Raw genomic sequence first — 19,931 nt, 5'->3', positions numbered from 1 at the left:
CATAAGACAAGTCAGAATGACACGCAAAGATCGCTAAGGTTTCAATAGTTTTTATTCAAATTCAACTTTTACTATTGGAATTTACAAAACCATTTTCTCAATTGGACAAACCAAAATCCCTTCGGCACCAGCTTCTTTCAATTGGTCAATTACTTCCCAAAAAGTGTCTTTATCTATCACTGTATGCACACTACTCCAACCTTCTTCTGCCAAAGGCATTACGGTAGCACTTTTTAGCACTGGTAGAATACTGCTCACTGCTTCAATCTTATCATTAGGCACGTTCATCAAAATGTATTTTGATTTACGAGCTCTTAAAACGGACTCAATTCTAAATTTAAGTGTATCAATTATTTTTTGAGATTCAGGAGAAACTTTTGGAGAAACTGCTAAAACCGCTTCACTTTTGAAAATTACTTCTACTTCTTTCAAATTATTTTTAAACAACGTACTTCCGCTAGAAACAATATCTACGATTGCATCAGCAAGACCAATATTGGGAGCAATTTCAACAGAACCAGAAATTTGGTGAATATCCACAGTAACTCCTTTTGAATTGCAAAAATCAATTACTGTATTTGGGTATGAAGTTGCTACACGTAAACCATCTAAATCTTGAATCGAATTGTATTCAAATGCTTTAGGAACCGCAATAGAAACTTTACATTTTGAAAATCCTAATTTTTGGATTACCTCAATGTTTTTTCCTTTTTCAACTAATAAATTATCACCAACAATAGCAATATCAACTACTCCATCAATCAAATATTGAGGAATATCTGAATTTCTCAAATACAAAACTTCCAATGGAAAATTAGAAGCTTCTGCTTTCAATTGATCAATGCCGTTGTTGATAGAAATCCCAGCATCTTTAAGGATTTGAATACTTTCTTCGTTTAACCTACCTGATTTTTGAATTGCAATTTTTAACGTACTCATTGTTTTGTTTTTTTATGTTTTATTGAATGTGTTTGAGTACAAAGGACTTAACACACAATGAAAAACCCGTTTGATGTACTCAAACGGGTTTATTAATATGATGACTTACATGCATACCATTAACACATCGCTTGAGAGCAATTGTGAGAATGATGATGATGTACTTGATTTGATAACATTTTTATAAAATTGAACTGTCTTTATTTTCGATTGCAAATATACTTTTTATTTTAAATAGAAGCAATTTTTATTTTATTTAAAAACAAAAAATTAATCCTCATCTGGACTTTCCACAGGAATGGTCTCAACTTGGACATCGCGTATTTCAGTATGTCTTACTTCTCCGCCAGATTCACCTGTTTTTAGAGCAAATACTAAAGCGATTCCAGCTGTAACCAATACTAGGATTGAAATTAATCGTGCTCTGGTATGTGTTTTAACATTCAAATAGAAACCATAAATAGATAAAAGTCCTAAAGCATAAAGAATTAAAGCAAACTTTTCAGCATATTCTTCGTGTTCGTGGATGATATGGTGTCCTATATTAGGCATGTCTTCCACTATTTCCTCAGCACCTTCTCCTGTGGCCATACTTAAAAAAGCAGTAATAGCTGCCACTACAAATAGCGAATAGGCTGTATTTTTAATACCATTATTTCGAAAATACAATCCTGAAATTAATATTCCAAAACCAAAAATCAATCCCACAATTGGAAAATGATTTACCATAAGGTGCAAATGTGCGTCGTTCATAAATAGCGTTTTAATTTATCTTATTTCTATTAATAATTTTATTTTGCTTTCAAATATAGAATAGTTTTTTTGGGAATGAAAAATAAAGAAACATTTTAGCTTTTTTTTTACATCCCCAACTTATTTTACTCTTCTTCCTCTTCGCTATTTTTCATTTTAGAAAGTAAATCATAAGCGCCATTGGTCACAATTTTCCAGTTTTTCCAATTGGAATTATTCTCCATAATGAGTTCAGTATAATTTAGCTCTGAAACACCTTCTTTAATTGGCACCAAACGGTACTGGGTTGTATTGGTTTTAGGATTTTCTTTAGTCATCACGAATATATATTTGCTTCCTTCAAATTCGACAATCGCTTTATTAGGAACAGCAGCTACTTTATGACTCCCCTTTTCTACCAATGCTTTAAGAAACATCCCAGGCAAAAGATGGGTGTCTTCTTGATCTAAATGACAATGTATTTGAACGGTTCTTTCTTGGCTAATTTCTTTTCCAATTAAATAGACCGTAGCCATTCTCTCCTTGGTTTCATTTGCTAGAACAAAACGAACTTTTTGCCCTATTTTCAGTTTTGGAACATCTTTTTCAAAAACTGTCAACTCGGCATGTAAATGCTCTGTATCAGCTATTTGAAACAACACATCTGTAGGCGCCGCATAGGCCCCAATATTTGTATTTACCTGAGTCACATAGCCATTAATAGAGGAATACAGGGGTAATGTACTTTGAATATTCCCTTTTTCCAGACTAGCCAAATTAACATTCATCAACTGAAGTTTCGTTTTTAAGCCTGCAACTCTTGCTTTTGCACTTTCGTAATCCGATTTCGCTTTTTGTACTGTTTTCTGAGCATTGATATTTTCTTTAGCTAATTCTTGTTGGCGTTCATATTCCAGTTTGAGATAATTCAATTGGCTTTTCAAATCGATATAATCCTGTTGCGGTTGCACATAATCAGGATGTTGCATCATGGCTACCACTTGCCCTTTACGCACTTTCAACCCTTGGAGCATGGTCGTGTTTTTTACAAATCCACCAAAGGGAGCTGCAATCGAAACTAAATTTTGTGGTGGTACATCGAGTACACCATTTACTTTGGTAGTACTGCTCAATTCTTTTTCTTCAACATTTCCCAGTTGAATGTTCGAACTCTTGCGTTGTTCTGCGGATAATTCTACAACTGAGCTTTCTTGATTTTGTTCTTCTACAGTAGTTGCTTCTTCTTCGTTTTTATTACCACAACTCAGAATGCTAATCCCTAAAAAAAGAAGGCTAATAGTTTTATATATTGATTTCATCATGTATTATTTTAGTTCATTTGTTTTCCCTGAAAGATACTCCAATAGTAATATGCTTTGGTTGTATCCTAAAATCGCCGACAAATAATTTTCTTCTATTTCAATTGCCGTTCTTAAATTCAAAAGATGTTCAGCATAGCTTATTTCACCATTTTTATAAGCACTTTGACTTTTGGTTAAAATAGAATTTGCATTTGGCATTCCCGACTCTTTGTAATAGGTCAAACTCTTTTTATTTTGTTGAAACGTTACAAATGCTTGTGTGTATTGTCCTTTTAAACTAATTTGATTGTGGTCCAAAATGGTTTTAGCAATCTCTTTGTTGATTGTTGCAGTTTGCACTTTGGCAGCATACGAACCATAAAATATAGGGATAGACAATCCCAATTGAAAACCTTGAAAACGATTCGCTGCCATAGCCACTTCCGAACCTGTATCATTCAACGAACTCCCAATGAGCGATTGATTAAAATAGCCAAAAGTAAGGTCAGGTAATACTTTGGCTTGTTCAACTTTTTTCTGTTTTTCAGCAATCGTCATTTGTTGTTGAAAATAAGCTAAAACAGGATTTCCAGTTATTTCCTTTTCATTATTAGTTCCTAAAAAAACTTGTTCGTCCAATTTTTTATCTGCAATAACAAGCGGTTCTTCAGTACCTAATAGGGTTTGCAATTGAGACAAACCCACTTCAATTTTTGCGTCATTCTCTTTGAGTAAGTTTTGTGTTTCACGCCACCTTGTTTCGGCTGTGCTTTGCTCTAAGACGGTACTTTCTCCTGTTTTGTAACGCCATGACGCTGCTTTTACAAAACCTTGATAAATACTGTCTTGTTTTTGCAATAGTGTTTGTCGCGAATATAAATATTGTAAATTAGAATACACCTGTTTGATGCGATAGACCAATTCATTCTTGGTAATCATGATTTTTATTGCGCTACTCTTGACAAGGGCATCCCCTAAAGACGCATTTGCCGAAAAAACAGTTGGAAAGGGAATGGTTTGAGAGATACTAAAATTATTATCTTTTGTGACATAACTATTGTATTGCCCAAACTGCCCCGAAACATCCGTTTTAGGAATTTCAATTCGGGTTCTTTTTAATTGTTGTTCCTGTTTTTCTTCTAACTGGGAACGAATCATGTCTTTATTGTTCTTCAGCCCCAACACAATCGCTTGATTCAAGTCTAGAGGTTGGTTTTGAGCCGTTACAGTAGGAGCTACAAAAAAGAAAAACACAACTGCAAGTAAAGGATTTACAGGTTTCATAGGTTTGTTATTTTTTTCAGACCACATATACAATATTGGTAAAACTAAAAGTGTGAGTAAGGTTGCGGTGAGTAATCCTCCTATTACGACTGTTGCCAAGGGTTTTTGTACTTCTCCACCAGCACCCTGAGTTAAGGCCATAGGTAAAAAACCTAATGAAGCTACGAGTGCCGTCATAATAACAGGTCGCAATCTAACGGAAGTTCCTTTGATGATGATTGCTTTTACATCCGTCATGCCTTCTTTTTTAAGCGAATTGAATTCGGCAATCAGCACAATTCCGTTTAAAACCGCTACTCCAAACAAGGCAATAAACCCAACACCCGCAGAAATACTGAATGGCATTCCTCTAATCCAAAGCGCTAATACGCCTCCAATAGCCGAAAGCGGGATAGCTGTATAGATTAAAACGGCTTGTTTGATAGACCCAAAAGCAAAAAACAACAAAATAAATATAAGCAATAAGGCTGCTGGCACTGCCACTCCTAGACGTTCTTTGGCAGCGATTAAGTTCTCAAAAGCGCCACCATAAGTAGCAAAATAGCCTGCTTCAAACTTTACTTGTTTGTTTATTCTTTGTTGAATTTCTTCAACCGTACTTTCTACATCCCTACCACGTACATTGAAACCTACAATAATTCTTCGTTTAGCATCTTCACGCTGAATCTGATTCGGACCTTCTTTAAAATCAATAGTTGCCACTTGTTCTAATGGGATTTGATTTCCATTAGGAGCCGTAACATACAAATTTCGGACATCGTCAATGCTTTGACGGTTCTCATTATCCAAGCGAACCACCAAGTCAAAACGTTTTTCTCCTTCAAATACCAAACCTGCAATTTCTCCAGCAAAACCAGCTCGGATGACGGTATTCACCTCTTCGATATTCAGTCCAAATTGAGCAATTTTATCCCTGTGGAACTTGACAACAACCTGAGACAAACCAGCAATGGGCTCAACATAAATATCCGTTGCTCCTTCTATTTTTCCTGCGATTTTCCCAATTTGTTTGGCATATTGTGTTAGTTTATTCAAGTCTTCGCCATAGATTTTTACGGCAACATCTTGTTTGACCCCAGAAATCAATTCGTTAAAACGCATTTGGATGGGCTGTTGAAACCCAAAGGTCGTTCCCGCTATATGTTGTTCTAATTTTTGTTGCATTTTCTCAGCCAAATCAACTCGGGAATCCGCTGAAGTCCATTCGCTTTTATCTTTCAAAATAATCATCAAATCACAAGCTTCAACCCCCATTGGGTCTGTAGGTATCTCAGACGAACCAATTTTACCAATTACCTCTTTCACTTCAGGGAAATTGTCCTTCAGCACCTTCGCTGCTTTTTGCGCTTGCTCAACAGTATAAGACAAACTACTTCCGGTTAACGTTCTGGTCTCCACAGCAAAATCACCTTCATCAAGAGTTGGAATAAATTCGGCTCCCAAAAAGGTAAAAATAACCCCGCTAATTAGTAGCAAACTAAGAGCGATACCAATTACCAAAACTTTTGATTGCATGGCAAATGAAAGCATGGGAGTATATACACGTTGGAGGGCATTTATGATTCTATCCGAAATATTTTCTTTGTGAATTATTTTTTTGTTCAAAAACAAAGCACTCATTACAGGAACATAAGTCAATGATAATAAAAAAGCACCTAAAATAGCAAAAGAAACCGTTTGCGCCATAGGACGAAACATTTTTCCTTCAATCCCCACCAAAGCCAGAATAGGCAAATACACGATTAAAATTACAATTTGACCAAAGGCCGCTGAACTCATCATTTTGCGTGCGTTACTCAACACACTTTGATCCATTTCTTCTTGCGTAATAACTTTACCTTTATGTTTAACGTGTAAATAATGCATTGTGGCTTCGATAATAATTACAGCTCCATCCACGATTAATCCAAAATCTAGCGCACCCAAACTCATCAAATTTCCTTCGACACCAAATAAATTCATCAAACAAATGGCAAACAACATCGCCAATGGAATCACCGAGGCTACAATTAAGCCCGCACGTAAATTTCCCAACAGCAAAACCAAAATAAAAATAACAATTAATGCCCCTTCTAATAAATTGGTCGAAACGGTGTGAATAGCGTTATCCACTAACTTAGTTCTATCCAAAAAAGGCTCAATAGTTATCCCTTCAGGCAAGTTTTTTTCAATTTGTGAAATTCGGCTTTTTACATTTTCAATTACTTTAGAAGCATTCGCTCCTTTCAACATCAGAACTAGCCCTCCTACTACTTCACCTTCGTCATTTCGAGTCATGGCTCCGTAGCGTGTAGCCGCTCCAATTTTTACTTCAGCTACGTCACGTATCAGTACTGGAACACTATTGGCATTGGTTTTTACGACAATATTCTCAATATCATCAATATTTTTAATCAAACCTTCGCTTCTAATGAAATAGGCATTGGGATTTTTATCGATATAAGCCCCGCCTGTATTTTGATTGTTTTTTTCCAAAGCATTAAAAACAGTAGCGATACTAATGTTCATGCTTCGTAATTTATCGGGATTCAAAGCAATTTCATATTGCTTCAAAAAACCTCCAAAACTGCTCACATCGGCAATCCCTTCCACTCCTAACAGCTGACGACGAACAATCCAGTCTTGAATAGTACGCAATTGGGTGGCATCATACTTGGATTCAAAGCCTTTTTTGGTGTGAATGACATATTGATAAATTTCACCCAAACCTGTAGAAACAGGAGCCATTTCTGGCGTACCCATACCTTTTGGAATTTGGTTTATCGCTTCGGTCAAGCGTTCGGAAACCTGTTGTCTAGCCCAATAGACATCCACTTCTTCCTTAAAAACCACCGTTACAACAGACAACCCAAAACGACTAAAAGAACGAATTTCTTCAATATCCTTAATCGTTGCCATGGTTTGTTCTACGGGAAAAGTGACAAATCTTTCGATATCCTCGGCGCCATTGCTAGGTGATGTAGTAATGATTTGCACCTGATTATTAGTGATGTCAGGTACGGCATCAATAGGTAAATTTTTAACTGAAAAAATACCCCAAACGATGAGAGCTAAAACCATTAGCCCTACAATCAGTTTGTTTTTTATAGAAAACGCAATGATTTTGTTTAGCATGTATAACAAATTAAATAATTGACAAAAAAAACATATTGCAAGGTAGGTTACCTCACAAAGAATTTGTTTTGAAACATCAAAACCTAAAATATCAATTAGCTAAGTTGTGGGGGTTGCCAAATGGCATTTTGAAAATTTGAGAATAAAGTAGTGGTATAAGCTACCGTGTTTCTTTCAACAAAAGGATTGATTGTCAAAAGGTCTTTGGTGAAATCATTGAATTTATACAATCCCATACAATGACAGCAACTGCAAACACAAAAAGGAGAACAATTGTCCTCTAAATGATGGTCCGAAGCCGAATTCTCATCCGATTGGACAATATGATTCTTCTCGTCTGTACCATAAGCAGCATCCGCACATGGCATACAAGACAAGGCGATAATATAAATCGATAATATGATTCGAAGTAATTTCACTTTGTAAATGTAATAATTTTACACAATATTATACTTATTTAATCTATTTTCTATAGTTCAAAAGAGAGTTTTCTTTATATATTCTTACTAAGAAAGTTTAAAAATAAAGTAGTTTTAACTGCTTAATGTATAAAATTAACTAACCTTAACTAACTGATTATCATTAAAATTATTACTTTTACAAACCAAAAATAACACTTTATGTCTTTTATAAAAAAACTAGCTCCATTTTATATTCTTACTGTTTTTTATGTAATTACCAGTTTTATTCTCAGGCTAGTATTGCTTTTTCACCCAATTACGCAATCCTCCTTTACATTTTTGGACACCCTTAAAATATTCTCTTTAGGATTCCTATCTGATATTTTGGTTTTCAGTTTGGCCTGTGGATTTTTATGGTTATATCTTATTTTCATATCCAATGATAAGTACCAAAAACCGTATGGTTTTATCCATTTTGGATTACTCATTGCACTTTTCCTCTATATTTTATCAGGCAAGTCTATTTTGACTGAATACGGTGGTGCTTTGCCAATAATAGGGCTAATATTTGTAGGGATTAAAACCTTTTTATTTGGTTTGTTCCTTTTTGTACCTAAAAAAAGAGAGCGAATTAGATTTTGGCTATTTGCCTTTGTTATGTTCTTATATGTTGTTTTGATTCTTCAAAATGCCGTCAGTGAGTATTTCTTCTGGAATGAATTTGGTGTAAAATATAACTTTATAGCCGTCAATTATTTAGTTTACACCAATGAAGTAATTGGAAATATTATGGAGTCATATCCTGTGATTCCTATTTTTGGCACTTTGTTTCTTGTAGCGGGAATCATTTCTTATTTTGTTATCCAAAAATCAAAAATTTACATCGAAAAAATTCCTTCTGTTTCGGAAAAAATAAAACTTTCCGTAATTTATTTCTCATTATTTGGAATAGCTCTTTGGAGTATTCCTAAACTTGCAATAACTGAGAATGCCACCAATGTCTTTACCAATGAATTGCAAGCTAATGGAATGTATCGATTTTATTTAGCGTTTATGAATAGTGAATTAGACTATTTTAAATTCTACAAAACTTTGCCTGAACAAGAAGCGTATGCTTTATTAAATAATCAAATACACAATTTGAAACCACTTTCATCCACAAGAACCATACAATCTGACAGTGCTGAAATACACAAAAACGTGGTTTTAATCACTATTGAAAGCTACAGTGCTGATTTTATGAAAATGTACGGTAACAAACAAAACATCAGTCCGTTTTTAGATAGTTTAGCTACTCAAAGTTTGTTGTTTACTAATTTTTATGCCTCTGGAAATAGAACCGTGCGCGGACTCGAAGCAGTAACCTTATGCTTGCCACCTACAGCAGGAGAAAGCGTCGTAAAAAGAGAAGATAATAAAAATAAATTTACAACTGGAAGTGTTTTTAAATCGAAAGGGTACCAAGTAAAATACTTATATGGAGGTGATGCTTTCTTTGATAATATGGAAGATTTCTTCTCGGGAAATGGCTATGACATTGTGGATGAAAAAACTTTCAAACCTGAAGAAATAACGTTCTCAAACGTTTGGGGTGTATGCGACGAAGACATGGTCAACAAAGCCATTAAAACCATAAATACCGAAGCGCAAACAGGAAAACCTTTCTTCAATCACTGGATGACTGTTTCAAACCACAGACCTTTTACCTATCCAAATGGAAAAATTGACATACCAGGGAATGCAAAATCACGTGAAGGCGGAGTGAAATATACCGATTATGCCATTAAAAAATTCTTTGGAATGGCAGAAAAACAACCTTGGTTCAAAAACACTGTCTTTGTTATAGTTGCAGATCACTGCGCTTCTAGTGCTGGAAAAACTGAGTTGCCAATTGATAAATACCGTATTCCAGCAATGATTTACAGCCCAGGTTTTATACAACCACATCACTACAACCAATTAATGTCACAAATTGATATTATGCCTACTTTATTTGGCTTATTGCATTTTGATTACCAATCCAAATTTTTTGGACAAGATGTCTTAAATCCTAATTACCATCCAAGAGCTTTAATTGCTACGTATCAAGATTTAGGTTTATTAAAAGATAATGTCTTGACCATTATTTCTCCAAAAAAACAAGTAAAGCAATATGGTTTAAAACTAAACCCAAAAGAAGGTGTTGAAGCAGATTTCCAAATCTATTACGATCAAAAACCATTAGCGATAAAACGAAATGATTTGATTAAGGAAACAATTTCATACTATCAAACAGCATCGGATATTTTGAAGAAAAAGGAATACCAGAAGTAAAAATTAAAAAAATCATCATTTAACATAAAAAAACCATTAAGAAAATAAGATTCTGAATACTATTTCTTAATGGTTCCTTCTTTAATCTAGCTATAAAACTTACCCTAGCTGAAATTTTCTAAGGCCTGATTTTCTATATCAATAAATTCTAAATTAATAGGTTTAAGGAAAACTAAAAAAGCTCAAGAAATATTTCTTGAGCCTTTTTTAATTATATCTAACAAATAGTTTTTACTCTATTCTACCTTTCTTAATTTCTTCTACAATTTCAGGATTTAATAAAGTCGAAATATCTCCAAAATTAGAATAATCACCCTCAGCAATTTTTCTCAATATACGTCGCATAATTTTCCCTGAACGTGTTTTTGGTAATCCCGACACGTATTGAATTTTATCTAATTTTGCTATTGGCCCAATATGTCCTGAAATATGATTGTTGATCTCCAAAGATAAATTTTCTTTATTTCTAAGCTCTCCTGTTTCTTTTAAAATCACAAAACCATACAAAGCTTTCCCTTTAACATCATGAGGGAAACCAACGATTGCACTTTCTGCCACGGCTGGGTGCTCATTGATAGCGTCTTCAATAGGTGCTGTACCCAGGTTATGTCCTGATACAATTACCACATCATCCACACGACCAGTGATTCTATAATACCCTACTTCATCACGTAAAGCGGCATCTCCTGAGAAATATTTACCTGGGAATTGAGAGAAATAAGTTTCCTTATAGCGTTCATGGTTCCCCCAAATTGTTCTAGCAATACCTGGCCATGGAAACTTGATACACAAACTACCTTCTTGTTGATTGGATTCAATTTCATTACGTTTTTCGTCCATCAAAACGGGTTGTATACCAGGTAACGGTAAAGTTGCATAAGTTGGTTTGGTTGGAGTCACAAATGCGATTGGCGAAATCATAATTCCACCCGTTTCAGTTTGCCACCAAGTATCTACAATTGGACATCTCTTAGCCCCCACATGATCATTATACCAATGCCAAGCCTCTTCATTAATAGGTTCTCCAACAGAACCAATAACTTTTAATGACTTAAAAGGGTACTTCAATACATAATCCAAACTTTCTTTTGCTAAGGCACGAATGGCTGTTGGAGCTGTATAAAACTGAGTTACTTTATGTTTTTCGATTACTTCCCAAAAACGACTAAAGTCTGGATATGAAGGAACACCTTCAAAAATCACTGTAGTAGCCCCGTTTAATAAAGGACCGTACAAAATATAAGAATGTCCTGTTATCCAACCAATGTCAGCAGTACACCAAAAAATATCATTTTCTTCGTAGTTAAAAACATTTTTAAAAGTATAAGCACTATACACCATATAACCGGCAGTAGTATGTACCATTCCTTTTGGTTTTCCTGTAGAACCAGAAGTATACAGAATAAACAATGGATCTTCGGCATCCATGATCTCAGCTACACTATTGTCAGAGGCTTCTTCCAGTAAAGGTTTCAACCAAATATCCCTTCCCTCTTGCATTTTAATAATGGAATTGGTTCTTTTAACCACCAATACCTTAGACACCGACTTGCATTTTTCTAGTGCTTCATCTACAATTGGTTTTAATTCAATGGTTCTGTTTCCTCGAAAACCTCCATCGGCAGTGATAACCATTTCACAACCACTATCAATTACTCTACTTGCTAGCGCTGATGCTGAAAAACCTGCAAAAACCACGGAATGTATCGCACCAATACGAGCACATGCTAAAACAGAAACAGCCAACTCAGGAATCATCGGTAAATAAATACAAACGCGATCCCCTTTTTTCACACCTTGGTCACGTAAAACATTTGCCATTTTACATACCCTTTGATGCAATTCGTTATAACTTATATGAAGCGCTTCTTCTTCTGGGTTATTAGGTTCAAAAATAATTGCGGTTTTCTCTCCTCTTTTATTAAGATGTCTGTCAATACAGTTTTTAACAATATTTACTTTAGCTCCCGAAAACCATTCAATTTCAGCTTCAGCCATATTAAATTCAACCACTTTATCCCATTGTTGGTACCAAGTGAAGTTTTCTTCGGCTATTTTACCCCAAAATTTTCTTGGTTCTCGTACCGATTTATTATAATGCTTAAAGTATTGTTCTAAATTGTCAATTTTATAATAACTCATCTGTTCAAATTTTGCATAAATGTATTAAAACTCTTTTGATTCTTAAAAGCAATTCTCTTGGTTGTATTAAATGCTCTAAAATCAAGGTTTGTAAAACTAATATTTTTTTTTATCAATTGCTAGTTCCAATTATAAATCCATATTAAAAATCTTAAAATATAGAAAATTCAGTAATATTGGTTTTCGAGAGAAAAAAGTATCCATTTCACTTTTTAAGCCATGTGTTTTTGTATTATATTTTCTAAAAAAACTGTAAAAAGGTCATTTTAAGCTATTTAAAAAATGCCTAATTGTCATTTTTTTGTGTTTGGTATTTTTTTTGCAAAAATAATAATGAAAAAATTATTGTTGAACTTTTAAAATTTAAACGTTATGGCACTAGTTAGATACCACAACCAATTACCAAGCTTTTTTGACAGATTCTTCTCAAATGAACTTGAAGACTGGAACAGAAACAATTTTTCAAACACCAACACAACTTTACCGTCCGTTAATATTAAAGAAAACAAAGACGAATTTTTAGTTGAAGTTGCGGCTCCAGGATTTGAAAAAACTGATTTCAAAATTGAGATTGACAACGATATGTTGACTATCTCTTCTGAGAAAGAAATTAAAGATGAGGTAAAAGATGATGAACGTATTACAAAACATGAATTTAGTTACCAATCTTTTACTCGTTCATTCACTTTACCAGAATTAGTAGAAGACGATAAAATTACTGCAAAATACGACAATGGTATTTTATCGATTACAATTCCTAAAAAGGAAGAAGCTAAACCAAGGCCAGTAAAACAAATTGCTATTAAGTAAACAAACTCATTTGTTTGCAACCCAAAATTCATAACTAACTTTAGGTTAGATTAAGCTCATAAGGTTATTAATTGAGACTGAGTCAAAAACAGAAAAACGTTGGTGATTGCACCAACGTTTTTTATGTTTTGTCTGTACCATACTGAAAGAAATGCATAGCACTGAAATTAGTTTTACTTTACTTCAAAAACAACAACTTGTCCAGGTTTAACTGAAGTTGATTTCTTTATTATTTGATTGACAAAATCCATTTGTACATCCTTATTACTCAAAGACTGAATGCTAAGTCTATTTTTGTCTTGTTTTACATATACATCGGCTTCACTAGAAAATTGAATTTGGATGTTGTTTAAAGTTAGTTTTTTTACAGAGAAAAACACCGTACTATTTTCTTTTGTCAATGTAATTCCGCCTAGTCCTTCAACAGTCCATTTTGATTTGTTAACCTCCCAGCCCTTTAATTGTGGACTTTCTTTATCTTCATCAATTCTGTCATCAAACTTTCTAAAAGGAACAATAGCCGTAATAAAACTATAGTTCGCAGTATTGTTTTTAGAAACTACAGACCATTCTTTTCCGTTTTTCCCAGATGTCGTTACAGAATCGGTGGCTACCAATTGATAAATATCATTACCTGAACCATCAACAAAACTAGAACGCAGTAATTTAGGAGCTTTTTCAAAACTGTAGTGTCCTTGCCAAACTTGCTTATAAATATGGGGCTTACCAGATTGAAAATTGTCTTTTACTATCCAAAAATCATTTTTCAAATAAATAACTTGTCTTGAATAATTGACACCTATATTTTCGAAACCATTGTGCCTACCTACATAATAATCCAAATTATCATTGGAATCCCAAGCAATCGTTTTTGGTTGTGGTAAAACCTTAAACTTCCCAAAACCACTTCCTCCTTGATTACCACCATACTCCTTCCCTTGAACTTCGTCATCAACCAAAGCCACATTTTTGACCATAGAATTTTTAAAAAATTCATAGTCTTTCAGCGAATAACGCACTTGATAATTGGGTAAAATAACCTGACCGTTTGCCATAGCTTGAATCCCTAACATATCGCCATGCTGATGGTCAGGTTTTTCCGGATCTAATCCATTAGAAATGGCCATCACCATTGCACCTGGCTCCCAACCTTGGCGCATGATATAGTAGCCGGTATCAGGAAACACAACCGACTTAAACTCAGGTTTCTTGGATTGAATAGCCTTTAGCATTTGCAATTGGGCATCATTCAAATACCAATACATATTCGACTCTACAAAATCATTCGCAAAATAACCCATCTCTGGTTCTCCAAACAACAGATAGCCCAAGGTAAGCGCTCCTGAAATATTATTTTTCTCAGCCCAAGGTTCATTGGTATCATCTGAAAAAACGGGAGCTGATTTGTCTGGATAAGCAATTTTGGTCAAAGTAGTAAACAACGATTTCAGTTTGTTTTCCCAAAAAGGATTCACTTTTATATTGCTATTTTTGGCTAATTGATACACATAATAGTAGGTGTCAATATCGCTGATATGATAATGTACGGTACGTTCAAATTGGAATCCATCTTTATTAATTTCTTTAGACAAATGTTGCTCTAACAATCCCATCGAACGTTGGTACCATGCATCAGAATCTTTAAAATCTCTAAACAAAAGCGAAAGCATCGCCAAAGCCGACATTCCACGTGTTTGATGATTTCCGGGTACAAATTCGGTATTAGTTTCATAAAGATTGGAAGCGTGTTGCAATAAGGTAGCAATAGTCAAAAGTTGGTCTTCATCTGAATATTCTTTTTCACCCAAAAAGAAAGTGTGAATGTGCAACCAATTCAATATGCGATAACCCGAACGAAAAGCTTCATACACACCGTTTCCGTCCTCGATAGTTTCGTATTTATTAGCCAATAAAGCAGCATTTAACGAAACCATTTGATTTTTAAAATACCGCAGGTACTCTGGATTTTTTTGTTGGTATTTGTAATAAAAAGCAATATCCACCATCTTGTGCTGACGTGCCAAATGACGTAAAGCATACGCATTGACAGGTTCTCCATTTTGGTAATTGTACGGCAATTTCCATTGCGCATTTGCTGGAAACTTTGCCATATGATCTAATGCTCTTTCGGTATGATTCTTTTTGGCATTTTCATAAATGCTCGTGTATTGTTTGAAACGTTGCTCTCCATTTTTCCAATCGTAAAAATACCTTTCAGAAAATTTAGTTCTAAAGTAATCCGCTAGTTTGGCAGTTGAGATAGCATTGACTCCTCCTAATTCTTGTTGCACTTCAGGTTTCAAATAGGCACTCAATTTATTGGAGGCAATAATTGCTTCCGAAGGAATGCTTTGTGCCGTACTCATTTGGAAAAACACAGCCAGTAAGAAAAGCGTACTACGTCGTATAAAGTTCATTGTATAAAAGTTAATAGTTAGTAATTCTGTCTCCATTTTAATGCTATATCCTTACTTGGTCAGAAGAAAGAAATTAAAAATGGTAAACCAAAATGGTAAACCAAATGTACTTATATATTTTGAAACTATACAATGCTCTTTTAAATAAATATTAGCTATAAACCTCGCTAAAAAATCTCCGATCAACTGATATAGTTATCCGGCTTGCAAACGCTAAGATTTATTATTTAGTTTAAGAAGGTTCAGGTTTTGAAAATTTCGCAAAGTCATAGAATGCGAAGCTGTAAATCGGGAACTAAATTAAATGTACTGCGCAAATGTCTTCGACTTTGCGCAATTTTAAAATGTTATTATAAGCGAAATCGTTCTATAAGTCTCCTGACTTATGCACAAAATGTTATTTTTAAGAGTATACAAATTGATAAAACTACTGACAAATTAATGACGTTTTGAATCCAACATCATGCACTAAATGCAATTAACAAGATTTGTCAAAAGTCAGGAGACTTTGGGACGAATTTATTTAATAAAACGATTTTGAAAATTTCGCAAAGTCATGAGACTTTGCGAAGCAGGGGTACTCGATGCAATCGAGCAGTGGGAATGTTTGTTATTTTTCTACTTTTTCGATATTAAGACTTCTGGATTGTTTTATCCAACTTGCAATCATTTGGAAAAAGAAATAAGCTGTCACTAATTGTAATAATCTTATTATTTGAGATGTTTTTGATAAAGGTTTAATAAAAGCAAAAACAAATCCTGTGACTGAATCTAACCAAATGTCTGAAAATGGAATATATTGTTTTGAGTTTTTGATTTTATTTGTTAGCATTTTTTTTTGATTAAGAAAATGATTTGTTTCACTAATAAAATCTTCATTTATCATCTCAAAATTAAATTTTTCATTCCCTTTTATTATTAAAAATTTGTTTGTTTCACCTTCTGGAAAGTTTCTTGGTCTAGGTGCTCCTTTGACTAAATAGTATTCTTTTTTAAATTGTTTTAATATGAAAGTATAATTTCCAATCCTTTGTTCTTTACCTATATGAGAGTAATCGAATTTTAGACTAACATCAATTTTGTTTAAATTTCTTGATAGTTCCTGAACATAACTAGAATCTTTAAAGTATTTAAGTTCCTTTTTGTAAGCTTCAGTTCTTTGATTTAAGTAATCAGGATTAAAACTATAATTATCTCTATTAGAAGAATAACACAAATAATGTGAGTAAGGAAAAAATCCAATTAATAAAAAAGACAACATACTAAAAAGAGCCATATTAGTATATTTATTTTTAAGTAACCTAAAAGCAACAAACATTGACAATCCAATGACAACTAAGAATATTAATTCACCATATTCTATAGAAAATCTTCTAGATGTTATGAACCTAACTATAAATATTTCTAAAAAGAAGATCAGTAAAATCCAACGTGTATTTTTTATTATTTTTACTTTCATTTTAAGTTTTTTTTCCAAGAAATTGCGTTAGGTCAATTAATTCTCAAGCCTAGTACGAGTGTCTCGTTCGTGCCCATTTTCTAAATAATTTTTAGGACACGATAATTAGCTTTTTATATAGTTTTCGTACACGATCGGTACGCTCGCGCCATCATGAGGATAAATTACAAATTGGCTTTATACTTATTTAATTTCTTTTTAATTCCAACTTTAGGATTAATTTCTATAGCTTTTTGCCAATATTTAATGGCCCTTTCAACATATCCAGAAACTTCATAGAAATCTCCAATTTCTCTGTAAACTTTTTCATTTCTTAATGAAATAAATGAGTCGCCATTCTTTGTTGCTTTCTCCAAAACTGCTAAATAATCTTCGTCTTGGAATTTAATTTCATTCGGTAAATTTGAATAATAAAGGAGAATATCATTTGTACTCCCTTTATCTAGTAACTTTTTTTTATATTCCTGTAAATTAACCTGTTGCCCATCAAAATCTATTTCAAAAATAAATTCACTTTTAGAAATCAATTCAATAGTTCTTACCTCAGTATTAATTATAGCTTTTGAAAAGGAAATAGGTTTTTTAATTTTATTTATTATTGAGCCTTTTGCAATATCAATTATAAAAAGATTATTTCCATCTTCATTATCTGAATTGTAAGTTTCAAACACAGAGATTTCACCATTTTCAGATATACAACAAGAGCCTAGATTTGCCTGCGTTTCTAAATGAAATATTTCATTTCCATTTATATCAAATACATAAAATTTACCTGATAATTTATCTGAACTTAACCAGTCACAACATATTGTTACTCCATTATTACTAAGAGCACAGTTATTTGGTCTTTTCAAATCTTTCTTAAACAATAACTTTTTATTATTAAAAACTGCAATTTTCCCATTGAACCATTTATCATTATCATTATATCCTGGATTACAAGATACGCCAAATAAGTTATTGGGAGAAAAATTTGTGATTCCAATAAAACCAACAATTTCATCAATTTCAATTCTATTAAGTTTATTAACATTGAAATCTTTAACCAAATTTAATTTTTTGATATCAGCTTTAATCACTTCAAAATTATTGTTTTTGGATATAATGGTCTTTTTATTACTTTTTTCTTTAAGTACTACAATTGATATAACCACTATTCCAATTAATATAATTAAAATCATCATTTCAAAACAGTTTTACTTATTGTTATTCGCATCACACCAAATATATATAACATTTTCTATAAACATAATATAAATAAGAGGAATTTTCCTAAGACATATAAACCTCTCTCCATAGCCCCGATTGAGGTGACATCCTTGTGGCGGCTGGTCCCGAAGCGTCGGGATACGCCGCCACAAGATTACTTCACTAAGTTTATATTTTTCATAGGAGTTCAGTGAACTACGTTTGAAAAGAAAAGCGGGAACTCAACTTCCAGAAAACCACAAAACGTTCTGCTCTTGAAAAAAAAATATAGACACAAAAAAAAGCGAAGTAAAATTAATTACTCCGCTTTTTAGTTTTATAAATATATCGTGAATTAAACGATTTTTTTCATTGCAGTCATTGACTCTCTTAACCAAGCTCCCACTTCTTCAACCGGGTGGTTACGGATGATGTTGTTTACTTCGATTAATTCTTTGTTGTCAACTCCGTTAGATCCATCGTTGAATGGACGACCTACTAAGTTAGATGGTGCGTTTTTCACATACTCAGCGATTAATGGCTTACAAGCGTGGTCAAACAAATAACATCCGTACTCAGCTGTATCAGAGATTACACGGTTCATTTCGAACAATTTCTTTCTTGCAATAGTGTTAGCAATAAGTGGCGTTTCGTGTAATGACTCGTAGTAAGCAGACTCTTCGATGATTCCTGAATCAGTCATTGCCTCGAAAGCCAATTCCACTCCAGCTTTAACCATAGCAACCATTAAAGTACCGTTATCGTAGTATTCTTGCTCTGAGATTTGAACATCTCCAGCTGGTGTTTTTTCGAAGTTAGTTTCTCCTGTAGCGGCTCTCCAAGTTAATAAGTTAACGTCATCGTTAGCCCAGTCAGCCATCATTGTGCTAGAGAATTCTCCAGAAATGATATCATCCATATGTTTTTGGAACAAAGGACGCATGATGTCTTTTAATTCTTCAGAAACTTTAAATGCAGCAATTTTAGCTGGATTCGATAAACGATCCATCATATTAGTGATACCTCCGTGTTTTAAACCTTCGGTAATAGTTTCCCATCCGTATTGGATTAATTTAGAAGCATATCCTGGCTCAACACCTTCAGCTACCATTTTGTCAAAACACAAGATAGAACCTGTTTGTAACAATCCACAAAGGATAGTTTGCTCTCCCATTAAATCAGATTTTACCTCTGCTACGAAAGAAGAACGCAATACTCCTGCTCTATCTCCTCCTGTTGCTACAGCATACGCTTTAGCTTGAGCTAAACCTTCACCTTTAGGGTCATTCTCTGGGTGAACAGCAATTAATGTAGGAACTCCAAATCCTCTTTTATATTCTTCACGAACCTCAGAACCTGGACATTTAGGAGCACACATAATAACTGTTAAGTCTTTACGAATTTGCATTCCCTCTTCAACAATATTGAAACCATGAGAGTAAGCTAAAGTAGCTCCTTCTTTCATCAAAGGCATGATTGCAGTTACAACAGCAGTGTGTTGTTTATCTGGAGTTAAGTTACATACTAAATCAGCTGTAGGAATTAAATCTTCATAAGTTCCAACAGTGAAACCGTTATCAGCTGCATTCATATAAGATGCTCTTTTTTCAGCGATAGCTTCAGCACGCAAAGCGTAAGAAATATCTAATCCTGAATCTCTCATGTTCAAACCTTGGTTCAAACCTTGAGCTCCACAACCTACTATAACTACCTTTTTTCCTTTTAAAGCAGTAATTCCGTCAACAAATTCAGATTTATCCATGAATTCGCAAACGCCTAATTGTTCTAACTGTAATCTAAGTGGTAATGAATTGAAGTAATTTGCCATTTT

The 19,931-nt window shown here is 33.8% G+C and carries 12 protein-coding genes; 2 read left to right on the top strand and 10 right to left on the bottom strand.

Annotation, left to right across the window (positions count from 1 at the left end; translation table 11 throughout):
• Positions 1–81 precede the first annotated feature (81 nt).
• The 5 genes from hisG to ACNH59_RS12720 all read right to left on the bottom strand — a co-directional run bounded on the left by hisG (position 82) and on the right by ACNH59_RS12720 (position 7,789).
• Positions 82–939 carry an ATP phosphoribosyltransferase gene (gene hisG / locus ACNH59_RS12740; RefSeq protein WP_418262908.1) on the bottom strand — a complete coding sequence of 286 codons (858 nt, stop codon included), beginning with the start codon at positions 937–939 and terminating at the stop codon, positions 82–84.
• A gap of 270 nt (positions 940–1,209) precedes the next feature.
• Entirely contained in the window at positions 1,210–1,692 is a 483-nt protein-coding gene (locus ACNH59_RS12735; protein WP_418262907.1) for a DUF2231 domain-containing protein, read from the bottom strand.
• Positions 1,693–1,817: 125 nt separating this feature from the next.
• Positions 1,818–2,990, bottom strand: coding sequence for an efflux RND transporter periplasmic adaptor subunit (locus ACNH59_RS12730; RefSeq protein WP_418262906.1), 1,173 nt, complete (start codon positions 2,988–2,990; stop codon positions 1,818–1,820).
• Between the two features lie 6 nt (positions 2,991–2,996).
• Positions 2,997–7,370: a CusA/CzcA family heavy metal efflux RND transporter gene (locus ACNH59_RS12725; protein ID WP_418262905.1), complete on the bottom strand. Its 4,374-nt coding sequence runs from the start codon at positions 7,368–7,370 to the stop codon at positions 2,997–2,999.
• Between the two features lie 95 nt (positions 7,371–7,465).
• On the bottom strand, positions 7,466–7,789 hold the full coding sequence (locus tag ACNH59_RS12720; RefSeq protein ID WP_418262904.1) for a DUF6660 family protein: 324 nt from the start codon (positions 7,787–7,789) through the stop codon (positions 7,466–7,468).
• A gap of 201 nt (positions 7,790–7,990) precedes the next feature.
• Here ACNH59_RS12720 and ACNH59_RS12715 point away from each other — a divergent pair, with 201 nt between their 5' ends.
• Positions 7,991–10,084 (top strand): LTA synthase family protein, encoded by a 2,094-nt coding sequence (locus ACNH59_RS12715; protein ID WP_418262903.1) that lies wholly within the window; start codon positions 7,991–7,993, stop codon positions 10,082–10,084.
• 231 nt (positions 10,085–10,315) lie between these two features.
• Here ACNH59_RS12715 and acs read toward each other — a convergent pair whose 3' ends face one another.
• Positions 10,316–12,226: an acetate--CoA ligase gene (acs, locus tag ACNH59_RS12710; protein ID WP_418262902.1), complete on the bottom strand. Its 1,911-nt coding sequence runs from the start codon at positions 12,224–12,226 to the stop codon at positions 10,316–10,318.
• A 372-nt stretch (positions 12,227–12,598) separates the two neighbouring features.
• Between acs and ACNH59_RS12705 the strand changes: the two genes are divergently transcribed.
• Complete coding sequence (locus ACNH59_RS12705; RefSeq protein ID WP_418262901.1) at positions 12,599–13,036, top strand: Hsp20/alpha crystallin family protein; 438 nt, start codon at positions 12,599–12,601, stop codon at positions 13,034–13,036.
• A 173-nt stretch (positions 13,037–13,209) separates the two neighbouring features.
• Here ACNH59_RS12705 and ACNH59_RS12700 read toward each other — a convergent pair whose 3' ends face one another.
• From ACNH59_RS12700 to ilvC, 4 genes are all read right to left on the bottom strand, one after another.
• Positions 13,210–15,453: a heparinase II/III family protein gene (locus ACNH59_RS12700; protein ID WP_418262900.1), complete on the bottom strand. Its 2,244-nt coding sequence runs from the start codon at positions 15,451–15,453 to the stop codon at positions 13,210–13,212.
• Between the two features lie 610 nt (positions 15,454–16,063).
• Entirely contained in the window at positions 16,064–16,912 is an 849-nt protein-coding gene (locus ACNH59_RS12695) for a hypothetical protein (RefSeq protein WP_418262899.1), read from the bottom strand.
• A 164-nt stretch (positions 16,913–17,076) separates the two neighbouring features.
• Positions 17,077–18,096 (bottom strand): tetratricopeptide repeat protein, encoded by a 1,020-nt coding sequence (locus tag ACNH59_RS12690; RefSeq protein WP_418262898.1) that lies wholly within the window; start codon positions 18,094–18,096, stop codon positions 17,077–17,079.
• Positions 18,097–18,455: 359 nt separating this feature from the next.
• The gene (ilvC, locus tag ACNH59_RS12685; RefSeq protein WP_418262897.1) at positions 18,456–19,928 is read right to left on the bottom strand and encodes a ketol-acid reductoisomerase; all 1,473 of its coding nucleotides are present in this window, start codon (positions 19,926–19,928) and stop codon (positions 18,456–18,458) included.
• Between the last annotated feature and the right edge of the window lie 3 nt (positions 19,929–19,931).

Origin of the sequence: Flavobacterium faecale (genome assembly GCF_048320115.1) — a bacterium.
In the GTDB taxonomy this organism is placed as follows: Bacteria; Bacteroidota; Bacteroidia; order Flavobacteriales; family Flavobacteriaceae; genus Flavobacterium; species Flavobacterium faecale_A.
The sequence above is the reverse complement of the archived record's forward strand: the minus strand, read 5'-3'. Positions and strand labels throughout refer to the sequence as shown.

What these genes read in the sequence shown, in the direction of transcription:
- ACNH59_RS12735 (WP_418262907.1), bottom strand. Translation starts at nt 1,692, where the DNA reads ATGAACGACGCACATTTGCACCTTATGGTAAATCATTTTCCAATTGTG.
- ACNH59_RS12705 (WP_418262901.1), top strand. Translation starts at nt 12,599, where the DNA reads ATGGCACTAGTTAGATACCACAACCAATTACCAAGCTTTTTTGACAGA.
- acs (WP_418262902.1), bottom strand. Translation starts at nt 12,226, where the DNA reads ATGAGTTATTATAAAATTGACAATTTAGAACAATACTTTAAGCATTAT.
- ACNH59_RS12730 (WP_418262906.1), bottom strand. Translation starts at nt 2,990, where the DNA reads ATGAAATCAATATATAAAACTATTAGCCTTCTTTTTTTAGGGATTAGC.
- ACNH59_RS12700 (WP_418262900.1), bottom strand. Translation starts at nt 15,453, where the DNA reads ATGAACTTTATACGACGTAGTACGCTTTTCTTACTGGCTGTGTTTTTC.
- ACNH59_RS12695 (WP_418262899.1), bottom strand. Translation starts at nt 16,912, where the DNA reads ATGAAAGTAAAAATAATAAAAAATACACGTTGGATTTTACTGATCTTC.
- ilvC (WP_418262897.1), bottom strand. Translation starts at nt 19,928, where the DNA reads ATGGCAAATTACTTCAATTCATTACCACTTAGATTACAGTTAGAACAA.
- ACNH59_RS12690 (WP_418262898.1), bottom strand. Translation starts at nt 18,096, where the DNA reads ATGATGATTTTAATTATATTAATTGGAATAGTGGTTATATCAATTGTA.
- ACNH59_RS12725 (WP_418262905.1), bottom strand. Translation starts at nt 7,370, where the DNA reads ATGCTAAACAAAATCATTGCGTTTTCTATAAAAAACAAACTGATTGTA.
- ACNH59_RS12715 (WP_418262903.1), top strand. Translation starts at nt 7,991, where the DNA reads ATGTCTTTTATAAAAAAACTAGCTCCATTTTATATTCTTACTGTTTTT.
- hisG (WP_418262908.1), bottom strand. Translation starts at nt 939, where the DNA reads ATGAGTACGTTAAAAATTGCAATTCAAAAATCAGGTAGGTTAAACGAA.